This is a genomic window from Indibacter alkaliphilus LW1 (assembly GCF_000295935.2).
Taxonomy (GTDB): Bacteria; Bacteroidota; Bacteroidia; order Cytophagales; family Cyclobacteriaceae; genus Indibacter; species Indibacter alkaliphilus.
Genome location: NZ_ALWO02000016.1, coordinates 30,831 through 49,161 on the forward strand (window position 1 = coordinate 30,831; position 18,331 = coordinate 49,161).

The following is an 18,331-nucleotide window of genomic DNA, read 5'->3' on the forward strand; positions in this document are numbered from 1 at the left end:
TTGTGCCCCACTATGAAAAAAAGCTTTGTATTGCTCTTGATTTTTGGCTTGGGCAGGTTGGCTTATTCCCAATCAAGTTTGTATCAGACAAGCGATACCAAATTACTGGATGAAAATTTTGAGATTTTCAACAAGCACCTCTTCAGTGCATCCAAATATGAGTTTGAAGCGCTGAAAGAGTCTGTAAGCGAAGAAGAGAAAAAGATTCTCAGCGAGTTCTACTATGCCATTTCTTCAATCAAAATTGATAATCCTGGGAGTGCAGATTTAGTCTATACTTTTATCAGAGATTACAGAAATCATCCCAAAACCAACGAAGCAGCCCATGTATTGGGTAATTTTTATTTTGATAACAGGAATTACAGAGAAGCTATTCCAGCCTTTGAAAAAGTAAACACCGAAAAGGTTTCTGATGCCCAAAGATCCGAAGTAGTCTTCAAAACAGGTTATGCATACTTTCAATTGGGGGATTATCCACGAGCTCTGCAGAATTTCAATCAGATCAAAGGAAGAGGAGGGGAATACTCTGCAGATGCTTTCTATTATGCCGGTTTTATTGCAATGGAGCAGGGCAATTATGAGCAGGCAAGTAGGGATTTCAGTGCAGCTGACAAATCCCAGTTTTACACGACTAAGGTCCCATATATGCTTTCCGGGATTTATTACAGACAAGCTCAGTATGATGAACTGGTTTCCTATGCCGAGTCTGTACTTCAAAACAGGAAAAATCTAGACAGAAAAGAGGAAATCCATTTGTATCTGGCTGAGGCTTATTTTGAAAAAAGGAATTTTAATAAAGCCGCTGAAAATTATGATGCTTTTGTAAATTCCAAAAAAGGAGACCTTAAAAGGCCCCAGATTTATAAAGCAGGAATTTCACTTTTTGAAATAGGAAATTATCAAAGAGCCACTGATTATTTTAAAGTATCAGCTGGTGAGAGCGATGAAATAGGGCAGGTCTCTTCCTACTACTTGGGACATGCTTATGTCAAGCTGAATAATCCCCAATTTGCTTCAAACAGTTTTTCGGCAGCTGCAAAGGCTGACTTTAACACTGAGATTAAGGAAGATGCTCTTATTAATTTTGCCAAAGTCAATCTAGAAAGAGGAAGCTTCCAGGATGCTGTTGGTGCTTTGGACAATTATCTGGACCGATATCCAAATGGAAAGCATGCGAGGGAGGCAGAAGCATTGCTTACCGACGCTTTGATCAATACTAACAACTACCTGAGGGCAATTGAGCACATTGAAAAAATGCCCAACAAATCTCAGAGGATAAAAGAAGCTTATCAAAAAATCACATTATACCAAGGGATAGTATACTACAGGGATAATAGGCCTGATATGGCATCAAATTATTTTGATAAATCCATTTCTACCCCCGTGAACAAGGACCTGGTAATCCAGGCTTATTTTTGGAAAGGAGAGTCCCTTTCCGCAAAAGGTGACCTTCCAGCTGCCAGTAGAGCATATGAATCTCTTCAGGCTCAAAGACCAAACCCTAATGATCCCTATCTGATCAAATCTTATTACGGCTTAGGATATGCTTATTTTAATACTGAACAATACGGAAAGGCCGAAACACAATTCAGAAATTATACTGACAGAAAGCAAGGTAGCACTGATCCGGAATTTTATGATGAAGCTTTGATCAGATTAGGCGATACTTATTATGTTCAGAAGAAATTTTCCGAGGCCCAGGCTATTTTCCAAAGAGCCACTAGGGAAAGCAATGATTACATTGATTATGCCTATTTCCGAAGCGGAGTTGTTTTCAATTTTCAAAACAGAAATGATGAGGCTATACAGCAGATGAATATGGTCATCAATAATTATCCAAACAGTTTGTACTTGGAAGATGCGATATTTCAAAAATCCCAGATCAATATGGAAGAAATGCGTTATGCCGATGCACGTGATGGTTTTGGAAGGCTGATTTCCACCCGACCAAACAGTCCTTTTATGCCATTTGCCTTAGAAGGAAGAGCAGTAGCAAATTTTTCGCTTCAAAATTACAACGAAACCATCAATGACTACAAGAGGATTTTGGAAAACCATCCCAACTCAACCAACTCAGAATCGGCATTGGTAGGATTGCAGGAGGCTTTGGCAATAGAAGGGCGTTCGGCCGAATTCTCGCAATACCTAAGCAGGTATAGAGGAGCTAACCCGGATAATAAGAGTCTCCAAAATCTTGAATTTGAGGCGGCCAAGGCACTTTATTTTGATAATTCATGGCAGCAGGCAATCCAGGCTTTTGAAACATATCTCAGAAATTACCCACAAGCTGCAAATAGATCAGAAGCAGTGTTTTTTATAGCTGAATCCCATTATAGAGTTGGTAGAAAAGATCTTGCCTTGGAGAATTTCTACAGAATTGAGAAAGAAAGAGAATCACCACAAAGAATCAGGGCAGTTCAGAGAATTGCTGCCATTGAAATGGAAAACAATAACTATGGAAGAGCTTTGCCTTTCCTTAGAGAGGCTTCCAAAAACGCCAGAAATCAAATAGAGGAATATGAAGCTTTCAGAGGCTTGATGAGGGCGCACTTTGAGACTGAGACCTATGATTCCTCAGCGCATTATGCAGATAGAGTGATTGCATTGGGGAATGTTACAGGCGATGCTGTTCCTGAAGCTATGCTGGTAAAAGGCAAATCAAAACTAAAAACCAAAAACAGTGATCAGGCAGAGCAGGTATTCAGAGCTTTGATTGATGAATATAAAACCATACACGGAGCTGAAGCACTGTATCTACTAGCTGAGAATCTCAATAAAAGCGGTCAATACGAAAAATCAAATGAAATCATTTTTGATCTTTCAGGACCATATTCAGGCTATGGGTATTGGTACGGAAGAGTATTTGTTTTGCTGGCAGAAAACTTCATCCAATTGGGAGAAGAATTTCAGGCTAAAGCAACCTTGGAGTCTATCATAGAAAATTCCAATAATCAAGAAGTTATCAAACTGGCCAACGAGAAGTTGGAAAAAATCAAATAATCATTTCCCCTAAGATGAACAAGACCAGTAAAAATATCATAAAAGTAATTTGGGCGGGGGTGGTTATACTTACCAATGCCTTTCAGGTATCAGCCCAACAAGCAGGTGAAGTCAAAGATCAGGAATTCGTGATCAGAAAAGACAGGGTTTTGACTTTGCCAACTCAACCCAGGAAGTTTGAGAGAACCCCTGTATTGCCAGTGCCCAAAAGTGATGGCAGATTTGATTATACGGTGAATCCATATTTTTTATCTCTTGCTCCTGAGGTAATGCAGCCGGAGGCAGCTCAAAAACAATGGCCACGGAAGAGGCAAGATCTCTATCCAGGGTTTGCAAGGTTAGGTTTTGGCAATTACAGTTCTCCTTTGTTCGAAGGAAGATTCAATAATTGGGAAGATGGTGATTATAACTACGGCGTCAAAGTAAAGCATGAGGGTTTTTATACAGGGCCTGTAGAAGGAAGAAATTCAGCTGAGAATTTTACTGATGTAGGGTTGAACGGTACACTTTTCAGAGATTTCTTCCAAGTGTATGGAGGAGTAGATTATTACAGGCATAAGTTTAATTTTTATGGTTATGATTTTGAAAACCCAGCACTTGAAAACTTTATTCCAAATCAAAATATTCTCAACACTTTTAAATTGCATGCAGGAATTCAGGATCTTGACAGGATGGAAGGATTCAATTATGATGTCAACCTGGGCATGAGAGCTTTCAATGATAGATATGAAGCAGCTGAAACCGAACTTGCATTAAAAATCAAATCCGGATTCTGGTTTGAGGATTATTTGAAAACTGCTATCGATCTTGATCTTTCCCTGACCAGACCAAGGGATGAGTTCTATTCAGATATCAGCAGAAATTACTTTAAAGTAAACCCTTACGTGGCATATCAAAACGAAGCATTGAAAGTGAGAGCAGGTGCCAATGTCGTTTTTGAGAATGATGTCACTCAAAATAAGACATCCGATTTTCAGGTTTTTCCCCAAGTGATAGGTGAATACATGATTCAGGATGAATTTGGTGTTTATGCAGGATTTGAGGGAGATGTGCATAGGAAGACCTATCAGGATTTTGTGTTGGAAAACCCTTTTCTTGGACCTAGTGAAAGGCTATTGAACACCATTCAGAATTATGAGGTTAAAGCTGGGGTCAAAGGTGTTTTGAATCAGGAATTAACTTATGAGCTTGGTTTTGGCTATGGTAGATTCAGAAATATGCACTTTTTTGCCAATTCAGGGATAGACAGTACAAGATTCAATATTTTCTATGATGACGACACCAGAGTATTGAATTATCAGGCAAAAGTTGGTTGGGAATATGAAGGCTGGTATAGGTTATTGGCTAAGGCAAACTACTTCTTTTACAACACTTCTACATTGGAAGCGGCCTATCAGAGACCGGAATGGGAGCTCAGTCTAAACAATAATTTTATCCTCGATGAAAAATGGCTGATTCAATTCAATGCCAATGTGATGGGAGGGATTGTTGCAGGAATATTTGATCCACTTAGACCGGAAGCAGAGCTGGAATCAACAGCATTCAGAAGTGAGGTGCTGCCGGTTATTATTGATTTACAGCTCAAAGCAGATTATCAGATCAATGATCAGTTCTCAGTATTTGCTGTAGGGAATAATCTCCTGAACCGAAAAAACCAAAGATTTCTAAATTACCCTGTGAGAGGAATACAGGGGATTGTTGGACTTACATATAAATTTGGTTACTAATTTCCATCACTGGTCTATTCGATAGCTATTTAGGTTGGTCAATTGCATCAATTATTTTAGCTTCGTAGGTTAAAAGAAATTCCAGAATTATGACGTCTAAACAATCAGAGAACAATTCAGGCCAAGAAGATAAAGATTTTGGTTTTCCTTTTGTTGAAGTTAAACCTCTTGGGGCACCGTTACCCAAAGTGGAACATGAAGCAAAAACAATGGTTGTTTCTGATAAAGCTGCCAGCGAAAAAGAAAAGGATAAACCTGCTGTAAATAAAGGACTTATAAAGCCTGTTAGAGGATCGGAAAAAAGACCAAAAAAACAATCACCTGTTTTATTTTCAATCGTACTGCTGATTGTAATTATTTTATCAGTGATGGCATATTTCTTGTACTATTTACCAACATCTGAAGAACCTGCAAAAGGCAGTCAACTAACTGAGGAAACTAGCTTTCCTGTACCTGTAGAAGCGGAAGGAGCCGCAAGTGTAGAGGATGAAGAATTGATTGATGTGGAACCTGAGTTGATTCCCGAAGAAGAGACGATCACCCCGTCCCAAGAGACAAGCACTGAGATTCAATCAAGCACAGGAACACTTTATGCCGTGAATGAACCTGGAGAAAGGCCCGCCTATCATATAATTGTGGGTAGTGTTCCCAATGAAAGCCTTGCAAGGCAGGAGGCTGAGAAATTTCTTATCCAGGGTAAAGATATTTGGATGTTAATTCCCCAAGGGGATACCAAAAATTACCGCTTGTCCGTTGGTTCTTACAGCACTTTCGGAGCAGCTTCAAGTGCTTTGGAAGAAGCAAAAGCTGAATTAGATGATTCAATATGGATTTTGAAATACTAACATGATAATTACACAAATCAGCACTGATGGCCAAATGATGGCCGATTCACTTTCCTTGATGGAAAAAGCTCCGGAGAGCATAGGTCTAATGGACTTGATGATCAAAGGAGGTTATATGATGATTCCCCTGTACATTTTATTTGTGCTGGCAGTATTCATTTTCGTAGAAAAAGTAATCACCCTAAAAAAAGCTGGTAAGTCTCCCAAAAATTTGATGGATCAAGTTAAAATTTTGGTTCAGGCAGGAAAAATAGAACAGGCCAAAATGCTTTGCCAGCAAGAGGATACGCCTGTGGTCAATATGATTCAGAAAGGGTTGGAAAGAATAGGTAGTCCCTTGAAAAACATTGAAGTATCTATTGAGAATGTAGGTAAAATTGAGATTTATAAGCTGGAAAAAAATCTTGGTCTCTTGGCCACAGTGGCCGGAGCAGCTCCAATGATTGGTTTCTTGGGAACAGTTGCCGGGATGATCCGGGCATTTATCGGTGTAGCCCAAGAAGAAGGTATGGTAAGCCCTAAATTACTTTCTACAGGTATCTATGAAGCCATGATTACAACTGCCACAGGATTGGTCGTAGGGATTATAGCTTACTTAGGTTACAACTATTTGGTAACACAGGTTTCAAAGCTTGTACATAGCATGGAGTATTCCTCCATAGAATTCATCGATTTATTGCAAGACAAATAATATGGGACTGCAATCCAAACATAAAGTAGATTCAGCATTCAGTATGTCCTCCATGACGGATATCATCTTCTTGTTGTTGATATTTTTCATGCTTACGTCTTCTTTCATTACGCCTTCAGGTTTGCCTGTTAATCTACCTTCCAGCGAATCTTCAGATATCGTTATGCAGGAAATTACCGTTACAGTTACCAAGGACCTGAAGTTTTCAGTCAATGACAGGGTAGTGTCCAGAGAACAAGTGAAGTCTGAACTTACCAATCTTCTCAAGGATAAAAAGGGGCAGGTTGTCTTGCACATAGATAAAGAAGTACCCGTAGAGCATTTGGTAGAAATAGGCGGAATAGCAGCCGGGCTTGAAGCAAATGTGACCATCGCGACCAAACCGTACAAATAATGCAGATTTGGGAATCAGATAGCCAAGAGGCAGAAAACAAAAAGAAAGCTGCCATCATCACCTTGATAGTAAATATCCTGGTGCTTTTGGCTGTATTCTTTATCGTAGTATGGAAAGAGCAAATTCCTCCTTTACCTAAGTATGGTATGGAACTCAATTTAGGTTTCTCTGACTTTGGAAGCGGTAACGTCCAAACTACAGTTCCACCTTCTGAAACCCAAACACAAAATACTCAAGCTCCAGCGCCAGGTGAACAAGCTCCTCAACCTACGGAGTCATCTGTTCCAATTACCCAACCCAAAACAGAAGCAGCAAAGCCACAGACAAGTCCTGTAAGGCCCACTGTTGAAGCCCGATCCAAGACACCAAGCCCAGTTACAGGAAGCGAGAAGCCCAAACCCGCACCCAAAGAACCAAGTCCTGTCAAGAAAGAAACCACTCCTGTGGCCCAGCCTGCTACTTCCGAAGCAGAAAAAACAACGACGAAGGCTGAGGAAAAACCAAAAATTGATCAAAGAGCAATATTTGGTGCTGGTGGAACTTCAGGTTCAGGAAATCAACCTGCTCAAGGCTCAGCCCAAGGTTCAACAGATAAAAAAGGTGATGAAGGGAAGCCTCAGGGGACTGTAGATGGAAGAGCAATTATGGGGTCCGGTTCAGGAGAGGGAAACCCGGGGCCTGCTTCAGGTTATAACCTTGAACTTGCAGGGTGGGACTTTGCCTCTAGACCTAACATCAGTGATAGAGTGTCTACCCGTAATGGTAAAATTGTTTTTAGAATTACGGTTGACGATAGTGGCAGAATAGTTCAGGCTGTTCCTTTGGAGTATAATGTATCCAATGAGGTCTTGGCCTATTACCGTACTGTGGTCAATCAGATCAATTTTAAAAGACAAGCAGGTGCTGCCACAGCCGATTATTCTCAAGGGAAAATTACTTTTATAATCAAGGTTGATTAAAATGACATATCAAGAGACGTTGGACTACCTGTTCAATGCTTTGCCCATGTTTCAGCGGGTAGGTGCAGCTGCTTTTAAAAAGGATCTTAGGAACACCATTGCCCTTTGTACCCATTTGGGCGATCCGCAAGATCAATTCAGATCTATCCATGTAGCAGGCACTAACGGCAAAGGGAGTACATCCCATGCTTTGTGTGCTGTGCTTATGCAGGCTGGTTATAAGGTGGGTTTATATACTTCTCCTCATCTCAAGTCTTTTACAGAAAGAATCAAAATTAATGGACAGGAAATTCCTGAAAAGGAAGTTGTCGATTTTGTAAAAGAGCATAAATCCTTTCTGGATGAGATAAAGCCTAGTTTTTTTGAAATGACTGTTGGTCTGGCTTTCTGGTATTTTGCTAAATCCAAAATTGACGTAGCTGTCATCGAAGTTGGTATGGGAGGAAGATTGGACAGTACCAATATCATTAATCCTCAATTGACAGTAATCACCAATATCGGTTGGGATCATATGCAGTATTTGGGGAATAGCCTTCCAGAAATAGCCGCTGAGAAGGCCGGAATAATCAAAGAGGGCGTACCGGTAGTTATCAGTCAAAGACAACCTGAGACAGATGATGTTTTCAGGAAGGTCTCCCACGAGAAAAATGCACCCATCTACTTTGCAGAAGATACTTTTGAAGTTGCTCCATTTGAAAATGGAACAAATGGATTAAGAAACTATACAATAAGAAATGGAGCACTTTCCTACTCATTAGCTTTAGATTTGCTGGGAGATTACCAGTCTTTTAACCTTCCGGGGATATTGCAAAGTATTGATTTGTTAAAAGAACTGGGCTACCATATTCAAACCAGAGAGGTTAGATCAGCAATGATGCAAGTATGTTCAACGACAGGCTTAAAAGGTAGATGGCAGGTGCTTTCAGAGAATCCATTAACTGTTTGCGATACCGGACATAATGAGAATGGACTCCAGATTATCTTGAAGCAAATCAGCAGGACGCCTCATGAGCATTTGTTTTTTGTTTTGGGATTGGTAAACGACAAGGATTTGAGGAAAGTATTGAGCATGTTGCCCAAAACCGCTTATTACTTTTTCTGTCAAGCCAGTATCCCAAGGGCTCTGGAAGCAGAAACTCTGGCAGCTATGAGTGAAAATTTTGGCTTAAGAGGAGAAATTGAGAAAGATGTCAATACTGCTGTAGAAAAAGCAAGGAAAAAAGCAGGTTTCAAGGATATGATTTTCATCGGAGGCAGTACCTTTGTGGTCGCTGAAATCAAGGAATTATAAGATGGGCAGAAAAAAACTGCAAAGATTTAAGGAAAACGAAGAAAACCGAAACGTAGTCCAGGAAGGAAAAGAGATTTTTGAAAAGATAAAGGGTAACTGGAAAGCCCTTCAATTTGAAAACGAGAAACCCCTTACAGTAGAATTGGCCTGTGGCAGGGGTGAATTTACAGTTGGTTTGGCAAGACAATATCCGGATAGAAATTTTATTGGAGTTGATATCAAAGGTTCCAGGATATGGAAAGGGAGTACTATCGCTATTCAGGAAGGATTGGAGAATGTGGCTTTTTTACGAACCCAGATTCAGATGTTGGAGAAATTTTTTGCTGATGGAGAAATCGCAGAGCTTTGGATTACATTTCCGGACCCTTTCCCTAGGGATGGGGATGAAAAGAGGAGGCTGACTTCTCCCAGATTTTTGGATATGTATAGACCCATGATCCAAAAGGACGGGACTGTGCATTTCAAAACTGACAATACCGGTCTTTTTGATTTCACACTGGAAGTACTAGGTCAGCGGGAGGACGTGGATTTAATTTTTTCCACTCATGATTTTTATACTTCGGAGCTAAAAGACGAGCATCATGGGATCAAGACCCGCTATGAAAAAATATTCAGTGATAAAGGAGAGAAAATCAAATACCTGAAATTTAGATTTAAAGAGTGACAAAAAGGGCGGCATCGCCCTTTTTTTCATAGTCAGAAATTTCACAGGTTGTTATGTACTCCGAGAATAGGTGAGGATTGGCTAATATTTTCGAGGTAGATATATTGTATCATTCCGCTTATAAAAGTGTGGGAGAAATTGATTCAGATTTTTGTGATATTTATCGGCAAAACTTACCTTCTACCTATTATGAAATACCTATCTGCCCTATTGATTTGTATGTTTTTTGTCCAGGAATCTTATGCCCAGTTCCCTAAGGAAAAGTATGAGAAAGCGGCTTATTACCTGACCAATAACCTGGAAAAGGAAGTTTTTCACTTGGAAGTCAAACCCAATTGGGTCGAAAAGGGAAGTAAGTTTTGGCATGTGGCCCAGACAGCTGAAGGAAAGAGATTTTTTCTTACTGAGGTTCAAGACGCAAAGACCACACCTTTGTTTGACCACAGGAGGATGGCAGATTTACTTTCAGAGCAATCAGGAGAGGATGTTGATCCTGCTGATTTGCCATTTGATCGAATAAGGTGGTATGAAGGGAAAAAGATAGGATTTACTTGGAGGAACAGGGACTGGATATATGATTTAGAAGAGGGGAATCTTTCATTTGAGCAAAGTGATAGGAAGCAGAACGTTCAGGGCTTATCTCCGGATGGGCAATGGCGGGCCTTCCAAAAGGATCATAACCTCTATGTGGAGAACCTCATCACAGGTGAACAAAGGCAGTTGAGTGTTGCAGGCAAGCAAGGCTTTGAATATGCTTCGGGTTATGGTTGGAGCGATTTGGTCAAAGGAGAAGGAGGGACAAGACCTGAGCGGTTTTATGTGTCTTGGTCGCCCGATTCAAAGAAAATCCTGACCAATGTAGTGGACCTTCGCCTGGCCGAAAAAATGTATCTGCTAGACTTCAGTCAAGATGATAAATTCAGGCCTGATTTGTATGGCTATTATAGAGCTTCCCCAGGGGATTCTACAGTAGTGCAGCTGACTCCAGTGATTTTTGATGTAGAAAACAAAACTGAAAAGCTCTTAAACTCTCTTAAGAGGCCACATTTTATGTCGGTGAACCTTAGGTGGCAAGAGGACAGTCAGCACCTTCGGGGGATTTATTTGGAAAGGGGTTTTAAGAAGTCACATTTCCTGGAAGTGAGTTTGGATGGGGCTGTGAGAGATTTGTTTACAGATGAGCAGGAGACTTTTGTGAATAGAGATGTTTTGTTTCATCAGTTTCAAAATGGGGATTTTATCATTTCTTCCGAAAAATCAGGATGGAACCACCTGTACCATTATAACAGCACAGGAAGATTGATCAGACAGCTCACCAATGGAGAATTTGTGATCCATAAAATCTCCGGTGTGGATGAAAAAAACCAATTGGTCTTTTTCGAAGCATCAGGAAAAGAAAAGGGGAGTAACCCTTATTTCAATCACCTTTATTCCGTAAAGTTGGACGGAACCGGAGTGAAGTTACTTACTCCTGAAAATGCATTTCATGAGATTGATCTGGCACCCGATTTCAAAAGCTTTTTGGACAACTACTCAAGGCCTGATGCTCCAACAGTTTCTGTCTTACGCTCTGCAAAAGATGGGAGTATCATTAGGGAAGTATCAAGAGCGGATGTTTCCAATTTGCTTAATAGGGGATATAAGTTTCCGGACTCCTTCACCGCCACAGCCAAAGATGGGATTACAGAGCTATACGGACTTTATTTTGTTCCAAGTGATTTTGACCCTGGCAAAAAATACCCGGTCATAGATTACACCTACACGGGACCACATACAGCTGTAACTCCTAAAACTTTCAAATCTGCTTTATTTAACCATCCCCAGCAAATGGCGGAATTGGGTTTTGTAGTAGTGATGGTCGATGGCCTGGGAACTGGTGGGAGGGGAAAAGTATTTCAGAATCATTCCTATAGAAACCTCGGAGACGGCACTACAGATCATGTTTTGGCCATAAAGCAACTTGCAGAGAATACCACATTTATTGATTTGGAAAAAGTCGGGATTTATGGACATTCTGCAGGAGGATACGATGCAGCTAGAGCTATGCTGCTTCATTCTGATTTTTACAAAGTAGGAGTAAGCTCAGCAGCAGATCATGACCATAGGATGGAAAAAGCCTGGTGGCCGGAAATGTTTATGGGGTATCCAATAGAAGAATACTACCACGAACAATCCAATGTGACCAATGCACATAAGCTTAAGGGGAAATTGTTGATAGCACATGGAGCCATGGATGAAAATGTCAACCCTTCCGCATCCTACAAATTTGCCGAGGAGCTGATCAAGGCAGGCAAGGATTTCGATTTTTTCATATGGCCCAGCCGGGATCATAATTTCGGAAGGCCATATGGAGATTATTTCACCAAGAAGCGTTGGGATTATTTTATAGAACACTTGATGGGAGAGGAACCTATTAGGAATTATCAGCCTGAAGCATTGAGATAGACATTTCCATAACGATATCATCCATGACAAAACCGTTTCCTATATCGATTACTTCACGATAGGCTTCGTAAAAACCTATTTTTAGATAAAATGATATGGCTTTGTGGTTATGTCGGTTGACATTGAGGAATATGTGGTTTTGTCCATTCTGTTTGGCAATTGACTTGACTTCTTCAATCAGCTTCAAGCCATACCCTTTGCCCTGCGTTTCCTGTAAGAGGTAGATTTTGTGGATTTTGGTCTTTTTCTCCTTGGCATCAAGTTGATAGGAGCAGTAACCTACGGGCCTTTGGTTTTCCTCACCCAGTAAAAACACATGGTTCTTATCTTCCACTTGATTTTTAAGAGATTCCAGACTATACATCCAGTCCATCATAAAATCAATTTGTGTGGGTGTCAGGACGTCAGAGAAAGTCTTCGGCCATACATCTAGGGCGACTTCTCTGACTAAATGAAGTTCATTGGATTGGATTTCTCGTATTTTCATTGAATAAAACTAATCTGCTTCTAATCTAAAAAAAATCCTTACAATTAGTTCCTTATTATTAACAATCGGAACTAGAAAGGATTAAAGTATGTAAGCAAATATACATATCCGCAATTATACCACTAACCAAACTAAATAAGAGCCTAGATTAACCCGATCCCGAGGCTCCGGGATTGGATCCGCCTCGGCGGACAAGTTATTTATTGATATTGTCTTGAAATCATAGGTTTATTCCACTCTTAAAGTTCTACTGATAAGAGCGGATAATCATGAAAGAAAATATATATGGTGTCCCATCAAAGCATGTCAATCAAAGATAAAATCAATAAAAAGCTGCTGGATAATGAACTTGAGTTTCAAGCTAGTCGAAGTTCTGGTCCTGGCGGTCAAAATGTCAACAAAGTCAATTCTAAAATCACCCTGAAATTTTCGGTTGTGAATTCCCGCGTGCTTAATGAGCAGGAGAAAGAAATGATTTTCAAAAAACTGGATAAAAAGATCAATGCTGATGGAGAATTACTGATACAAGTGGAGGAAAAGCGATCCCAATATCAGAATAAAGAAATTGCGGTCCGAAAGTTTTATGATTTGTTAAGGAAAGCCTTTCAACGGAGGAAAATCAGAAAGGCTACCAAGCCTGGAAAAGCTGCCATCGAAAAACGTTTAAAATCAAAAAAGAAGCAATCCGAAAAGAAAAAAAACCGACAGGTCGACTGGTGATGAATTTTAGCGGAAGATTTCATATTATTGAGTTTCAAGTCGCCCCGATTTCCATTTCATGCTTAAAACCAGAACAATCCTCATTTGCACATTTTTTTTCACTCTATTGGAAGCTTTTGCTTTTCAGCAGGATGAAGACTTTGATTTCCTAATGGAGCAGGCCTTAAAGTACCGGTATGATAACTTGGATTCGGCCTTTTATTTTATATCCAGATTGGAGGATTACTTAGAAAAATCCCCGGATCCCATCAAAAAGACAGAGGTGCTTTACAGAAAGGGTGGTATCTACTATGTTTCCGGTGATTATATCAATGCCCAAAGTGTTTACAATGAGGCTCATGATCTTGCCTTACAATCAGGAGATTCCCTTTCCATCGCCAAAGTCCAAAATGGAAAAGGATTAATTTTACTGGGGCAGGAAAAATATATTGAAGCTATCGATGTTTGGAAACAGGCATTACCTGTTTTCAAAAAAGCTGGAGACAAAAGCATGGAGGGTAATTTAAGTTTCAATATAGGCTTGGCTTATTCTCAGATTTTTGAATATTCCAAATCACTGGAATTTTTGCATGAAGCTTACAAGCTATTAGAGGTTTCGGGAAATCTTGCTTTGAAAGACATGACAATTAATAGACTGGGGAAAGTTTATTTTGACATTGGTAATGATGAAAAGGCTATGTTGTATTACGGAATGTTGCTCTCAAGGGAATATGAACTGAGTAATTGGGAAAAGACTTTCTTATATGCGGGACTTGCAGAGCTGGAGTTGAAAGCTGGGAATGATGCCAAAGCTGCAGCTTTTTCTGAAAAATCGTATGGTTTTGCGAAGGATCTTAAGGCCTTGTGGGACATGGAAAGAGCAACCAATATCTGGTCAAGAGCTTTGGAAAATCTTCAGGATTATAGACAAGCGCTAAATATTGCAAGGATGAATAAGTCCTACGCAGATAGCTTATTGAATATAGAAAAAGAAAGGGGGATTAGTTTTTTACAACTTCAGGTCAAAGATGCTGAAAACAAACAGCTATTGAATCAGAATGAATTGATTCAACAAAAGTCCCAGCAAAGAAGAGCCTTAAATCTGATTTTGATCCTGCTATCGATTTTTTTGGGAGTATTGGTTTTTAATTATAGAAAAAACCTAAAGCTCAGGGATAGATTCAATCAAAAACTCGAAAAGCTTAACAAAGAGTTAAACGAAAAAAGGAAATTGATTGCAGCGCAAAATGAAAGCCTTAACCAAATCAATGAAGCTAAAAATAAGCTTTTTTCAATACTTTCCCATGACCTTCGATCTCCAATAGGGAACCTTAAAAGTTTTGTCATGCTGGACAAAAAAGGAGTATTTAACCAGGACGAAAAAACACAGGCTTTGAATCTTTTGGAAGAGCAGCTGAATAAAACGGACAACTTATTGGAAAATCTTTTGGATTGGGCCAAATCTCAATTAGAGGGTTTTAATACCAAACAGGAAGTCCTATCTGTCAAAGAAATAATGGAGGAAGCGCTCGTACAATATGAGTTTCAGATCAGCAACAAACAGCTGAATATACAGCATATTGGGCCTGACCCAACACTGAAATATGTAATTGCTGACCGAAGTCATTTGCAAATGATTTTTCAGAATATTATCAGCAATGCCATCAAGTTTTCACCCAAATCTGGCAAATTGAGTATTTTCTATTCTGAAAGTGCTGAGTTTGCAAGAATACATATCAAGGACAGTGGTCAAGGTATGGAGGCAGAAGACAGGGAAAGACTGGAAAATGATTTTTCAATGGTCAAGTCACAGAAAGGCACTTTAGGAGAAAAAGGAACAGGTTTGGGGCTATTACTGGTCAAACAACTATTGGTCTATAATGGAGGCTTTTTGAAGGTGAAAAGTAAAGCAGGTTATGGTACGGAGATGATTGTTCATCTTAAAAGGAACACTGTAGAACTCTCAGAGAATTGAATTCAACCTTTTTTAATCAGGAATCACAAAATATAACCAACCTTGTAAAGGAAATTGGATAGTTGCCGATAATAAAATACTTTCCCTGATTATATCATTCTCACAACCTTAACAAAAGGAGGAAATTTGAAAAGAAGAGACTTTATTCATTTGTCAGGACTCGGAATGGGTGCGCTGATGACTCCTGGGTTTTTGCTCACAGGCAACCCGGTTTCCGCTGATCAGCTATTGAACCCTGGTCTAGAAAATGCCGAAAAAAAAGCTTTGGCTGATATTGCCCTCAATACAGCAAAATCAAATGGTGCTACTTATACTGATGTAAGAATAGGTAGGTACTTAAATCAATTTTTATTTACCAGAGAAAAAAATGTACAGAACATAGCCAATACCGAAAGCTTTGGTGTGGGTATTCGTGTAATCGCTGAGGGTACTTGGGGGTTTTCAGCCACCAATGATGTCAGTCCAGATGGCATTAAAAAATGTGCAGAGACAGCTGTGGCAATAGCTAAGGCAAACTCAATCATGCAGAAAGAACCTGTAATCCTAGCGCCTGTCCAAGGTGCAGGAGAGGTAAGTTGGGAGACGCCTATTTCCAAAAACCCGTTTGATATTCCTGTAGCCGATAAGATTGATCTCTTATTAAGTGTCAATGCTGCAGCATTGGACAACGGAGCAACTTTTGTCAATTCCAACCTATTCATGGTCAACGAGCAGAAGTATTTTGCATCTTCTGATGGTTCTTATATAGATCAGAATATTCACAGGATCTGGCCAACATTCAATGTAACAGCAGTCAATCAATCAGAAGGTAAATTCAGAAGCAGACAGGCTCTGAGCGCGCCGATGGGAATGGGCTATGAATATCTTGATGGCCTGGCCTCCGAAAAAATCGAAGGCCCGGCAGGACTCATCAGCTACAGAAATTCTTATGACATGGTGGAGGATGCAGTTGCAGCGGCCAAACACGCCAAAGAAAAGTTAACTGCTAAATCCGTCACTCCGGGTAAGTATGACCTTGTATTGGATCCGGATCATCTTGGACTGACTATTCACGAATCTGTCGGACACCCATTGGAGTTGGATAGGGTACTTGGTTATGAAGCCAATTATGCAGGGACAAGTTTTGCAACATTGGATAAGTGGAGAGCTGGAGACTTCAAATATGGCAGCGATCTGGTAAATATTGTGGCAGATAAGACACAACCCAATTCTCTTGGACTAACTGCCTATGATGACGAGGGAGTCAAATGCAAAGAATGGGAATTGATCAAAGATGGAGTGTTGGTGAATTACCAGGCAATCAGAGACCAAGCCAGTATCATAGATGAATCTGAATCCCATGGCTGTTGCTATGCGGATAGCTGGGACTCAGTACAGTTTCAGCGTATGCCTAATGTCTCATTAAGACCTGGAAAAGACAAACTCAGCGTCAATGAAATGATAAAAGGTGTAGATAAAGGGATTTATATAGTAGGAAGAGGTTCTTATTCCATTGACCAGCAGCGCTACAATTTCCAGTTTGGAGGACAGTTGTTTTATGAAATCAAAGATGGAGAAATAGTGGGTATGCTGGAAGATGTAGCCTATCAGTCCAATACCCAGGAATTCTGGAATTCGTGTGCACAGATTTGCGACAAAGACGATTATAAACTCTTTGGTACTTTCTTCGATGGAAAAGGTCAGCCTTCACAGGTTTCGGCAGTTTCTCACGGTAGTTCTACGACCCGATTCAACGGTGTCAATGTAATCAACACAGGAAGACAGATCTAAGCACCAAAAATCAAATAACATGGCAATTTTATCTCAAGAAGAAGCAAAAAAGATTATCGATAAAGTACTTTCCTATGCCAAAGCAGATGAGACCGAAGTGAGTATCGGTGGCGGAAGAACAGGAAATATCCGATATGCAAGAAATACAGTCAATACAAGTGGTGAGTCTAATTCTATCACGGTAGCAGTCACTTCAGTATATGGAAAAAAATCAGGTGTGGCTACAGGGAATGAGTTAGATGATGCTGCTTTAAAAAGGATAGTTGAAAAAGCAGAAGAAATAGCAAAACTGGCTCCGGAAAACCCCGAGTATATGCCAATGCTTGGGCCACAGGATTACCCGTCTACCAAGAATTTCTCTCAGAATACAGCTGACATCAATCCGGAATACAGGGCAAAAGCAGCCATGGACAGCATAGAGGTGTCCAACACGGGCAATCTGACTGCAGCTGGGTACATGGAAGATTTTGCAGGTTTTACGGCAGTAGGAAACAGTCGAGGCCGTTTTGGATACAACAAAAATTCCTCAGTTGATTTTTCAATCACAGTGAGGACTGCCGATGGTACTGGTTCAGGCTATGCTGTTCGTGACTTCAATGACGTCAATTTGCTCAATGCCAAAAATGTCACCGAAATAGCTGCCCAAAAAGCACAGGCTTCGGGAAATGCCCAAGCGATAGAACCTGGAAAGTATACGGTAATTTTGGAGCCTACTGCTGCGAATGACCTTTTGAGGCTTTTGGCTTTTAATATGGATGCCCGAAGTGCTGACGAGGGGAGAAGCTTTCTTAGCAAAAAAGGAGGTGGTACACGCTTAGGAGAAAAGCTTTTTGATGAAAGAGTGAATGTCTATTCAGACCCTATGCATCCTGATCTGCCGGGAAGACCTTGGAATAACGAAGGACTACCCAGTGAAAAAATCACATGGGTGGAAAACGGAGCAGTGAAAAACATGTTTTATTCAAGGTATTGGGCAGATAAGCAGGGAGTCGATCCCGTAGGAAGACCTACAGGAATCATCTTTGAAGGAGGAAACCAATCCTTGGCAGATATGATCAGGAATACGCAAAGAGGTGTTTTGGTAACAAGGTTTTGGTATATCAGGGCTGTTGATCCACAGACATTGTTATATACAGGATTGACACGTGATGGTACTTTCTATATAGAGGATGGGCAGATCAAGTTTCCTGTCAAAAATTTCAGATTCAACGAAAGTCCTGTAATTATGCTCAACAATATTGAAGCCATGGGTAAGCCCCAAAGAGCAGGAGGAAATCTGATTCCACCTATGAAAATCAGGGACTTTACCTTTACGAGTCTTTCAGACGCGGTATAACCCTCCAATCTTGAAAACCAAATCCCCGGAATCTTAGGGTTTCGGGGT

Annotated in this window: 14 protein-coding genes; 13 read left to right on the top strand and 1 reads right to left on the bottom strand. The window is 40.3% G+C overall.

What is annotated here, in order from left to right; all coding sequences use genetic code 11:
- The first annotated feature begins 12 nt into the window (after positions 1-12).
- The 9 genes from A33Q_RS03710 to A33Q_RS03750 all read left to right on the top strand — a co-directional run bounded on the left by A33Q_RS03710 (position 13) and on the right by A33Q_RS03750 (position 12,016).
- Positions 13-3,000, top strand: a complete 2,988-nt coding sequence (locus A33Q_RS03710; protein WP_009035709.1) for a tetratricopeptide repeat protein — start codon at positions 13-15, stop codon at positions 2,998-3,000.
- A gap of 14 nt (positions 3,001-3,014) precedes the next feature.
- Positions 3,015-4,727 (top strand): TonB-dependent receptor, encoded by a 1,713-nt coding sequence (locus tag A33Q_RS03715; protein WP_009035710.1) that lies wholly within the window; start codon positions 3,015-3,017, stop codon positions 4,725-4,727.
- Positions 4,728-4,816: 89 nt separating this feature from the next.
- Positions 4,817-5,572 carry an SPOR domain-containing protein gene (locus tag A33Q_RS03720; RefSeq protein WP_009035711.1) on the top strand — a complete coding sequence of 252 codons (756 nt, stop codon included), beginning with the start codon at positions 4,817-4,819 and terminating at the stop codon, positions 5,570-5,572.
- A 1-nt stretch (position 5,573) separates the two neighbouring features.
- Positions 5,574-6,263, top strand: a complete 690-nt coding sequence (locus A33Q_RS03725) for a MotA/TolQ/ExbB proton channel family protein (protein ID WP_009035712.1) — start codon at positions 5,574-5,576, stop codon at positions 6,261-6,263.
- A gap of 1 nt (position 6,264) precedes the next feature.
- On the top strand, positions 6,265-6,657 hold the full coding sequence (locus tag A33Q_RS03730) for an ExbD/TolR family protein (RefSeq protein ID WP_009035713.1): 393 nt from the start codon (positions 6,265-6,267) through the stop codon (positions 6,655-6,657).
- Positions 6,657-7,616: a hypothetical protein gene (locus A33Q_RS03735; protein WP_009035714.1), complete on the top strand. Its 960-nt coding sequence runs from the start codon at positions 6,657-6,659 to the stop codon at positions 7,614-7,616. The genes A33Q_RS03730 and A33Q_RS03735 overlap by 1 nt, the downstream gene beginning before the upstream one ends.
- A 1-nt stretch (position 7,617) precedes the next feature.
- A complete protein-coding gene (locus A33Q_RS03740; protein ID WP_009035715.1) occupies positions 7,618-8,907 on the top strand; it encodes a bifunctional folylpolyglutamate synthase/dihydrofolate synthase in 1,290 nt (429 codons plus the stop codon).
- A gap of 1 nt (position 8,908) precedes the next feature.
- Complete coding sequence (gene trmB / locus A33Q_RS03745) at positions 8,909-9,571, top strand: tRNA (guanosine(46)-N7)-methyltransferase TrmB (RefSeq protein WP_009035716.1); 663 nt, start codon at positions 8,909-8,911, stop codon at positions 9,569-9,571.
- A gap of 189 nt (positions 9,572-9,760) precedes the next feature.
- On the top strand, positions 9,761-12,016 hold the full coding sequence (locus A33Q_RS03750) for a S9 family peptidase (protein WP_009035717.1): 2,256 nt from the start codon (positions 9,761-9,763) through the stop codon (positions 12,014-12,016).
- Here the strand turns inward: A33Q_RS03750 and A33Q_RS03755 are convergent.
- Positions 11,985-12,503, bottom strand: coding sequence for a GNAT family N-acetyltransferase (locus tag A33Q_RS03755; RefSeq protein ID WP_009035718.1), 519 nt, complete (start codon positions 12,501-12,503; stop codon positions 11,985-11,987). The two genes, A33Q_RS03750 and A33Q_RS03755, sit on opposite strands and share 32 nt — an antisense overlap.
- 303 nt (positions 12,504-12,806) lie before the next feature.
- On the opposite strand from A33Q_RS03755, the gene arfB reads away from it, so the two are divergent.
- The 4 genes from arfB (at position 12,807) to A33Q_RS03775 (ending at position 18,283) form a co-directional block, all read left to right on the top strand.
- Positions 12,807-13,223 (top strand): alternative ribosome rescue aminoacyl-tRNA hydrolase ArfB, encoded by a 417-nt coding sequence (arfB, locus tag A33Q_RS03760; protein ID WP_009035719.1) that lies wholly within the window; start codon positions 12,807-12,809, stop codon positions 13,221-13,223.
- Between the two features lie 58 nt (positions 13,224-13,281).
- On the top strand, positions 13,282-15,177 hold the full coding sequence (locus A33Q_RS03765; protein WP_009035720.1) for a tetratricopeptide repeat-containing sensor histidine kinase: 1,896 nt from the start codon (positions 13,282-13,284) through the stop codon (positions 15,175-15,177).
- Positions 15,178-15,303: 126 nt separating this feature from the next.
- Positions 15,304-16,947 carry a TldD/PmbA family protein gene (locus A33Q_RS03770; protein ID WP_009035721.1) on the top strand — a complete coding sequence of 548 codons (1,644 nt, stop codon included), beginning with the start codon at positions 15,304-15,306 and terminating at the stop codon, positions 16,945-16,947.
- Between the two features lie 19 nt (positions 16,948-16,966).
- Positions 16,967-18,283 carry a TldD/PmbA family protein gene (locus tag A33Q_RS03775; RefSeq protein WP_009035722.1) on the top strand — a complete coding sequence of 439 codons (1,317 nt, stop codon included), beginning with the start codon at positions 16,967-16,969 and terminating at the stop codon, positions 18,281-18,283.
- Positions 18,284-18,331: the final 48 nt, after the last annotated feature.

Bases quoted from the DNA above. Each gene is read 5' to 3' on its own strand.
- A33Q_RS03710 (WP_009035709.1), top strand. From the start codon at position 13: ATGAAAAAAAGCTTTGTATTGCTCTTGATTTTTGGCTTGGGCAGGTTG.
- A33Q_RS03715 (WP_009035710.1), top strand. From the start codon at position 3,015: ATGAACAAGACCAGTAAAAATATCATAAAAGTAATTTGGGCGGGGGTG.
- A33Q_RS03720 (WP_009035711.1), top strand. From the start codon at position 4,817: ATGACGTCTAAACAATCAGAGAACAATTCAGGCCAAGAAGATAAAGAT.
- A33Q_RS03725 (WP_009035712.1), top strand. From the start codon at position 5,574: ATGATAATTACACAAATCAGCACTGATGGCCAAATGATGGCCGATTCA.
- A33Q_RS03730 (WP_009035713.1), top strand. From the start codon at position 6,265: ATGGGACTGCAATCCAAACATAAAGTAGATTCAGCATTCAGTATGTCC.
- A33Q_RS03735 (WP_009035714.1), top strand. From the start codon at position 6,657: ATGCAGATTTGGGAATCAGATAGCCAAGAGGCAGAAAACAAAAAGAAA.
- A33Q_RS03740 (WP_009035715.1), top strand. From the start codon at position 7,618: ATGACATATCAAGAGACGTTGGACTACCTGTTCAATGCTTTGCCCATG.
- trmB (WP_009035716.1), top strand. From the start codon at position 8,909: ATGGGCAGAAAAAAACTGCAAAGATTTAAGGAAAACGAAGAAAACCGA.
- A33Q_RS03750 (WP_009035717.1), top strand. From the start codon at position 9,761: ATGAAATACCTATCTGCCCTATTGATTTGTATGTTTTTTGTCCAGGAA.
- A33Q_RS03755 (WP_009035718.1), bottom strand. From the start codon at position 12,503: ATGAAAATACGAGAAATCCAATCCAATGAACTTCATTTAGTCAGAGAA.
- arfB (WP_009035719.1), top strand. From the start codon at position 12,807: ATGTCAATCAAAGATAAAATCAATAAAAAGCTGCTGGATAATGAACTT.
- A33Q_RS03765 (WP_009035720.1), top strand. From the start codon at position 13,282: ATGCTTAAAACCAGAACAATCCTCATTTGCACATTTTTTTTCACTCTA.
- A33Q_RS03775 (WP_009035722.1), top strand. From the start codon at position 16,967: ATGGCAATTTTATCTCAAGAAGAAGCAAAAAAGATTATCGATAAAGTA.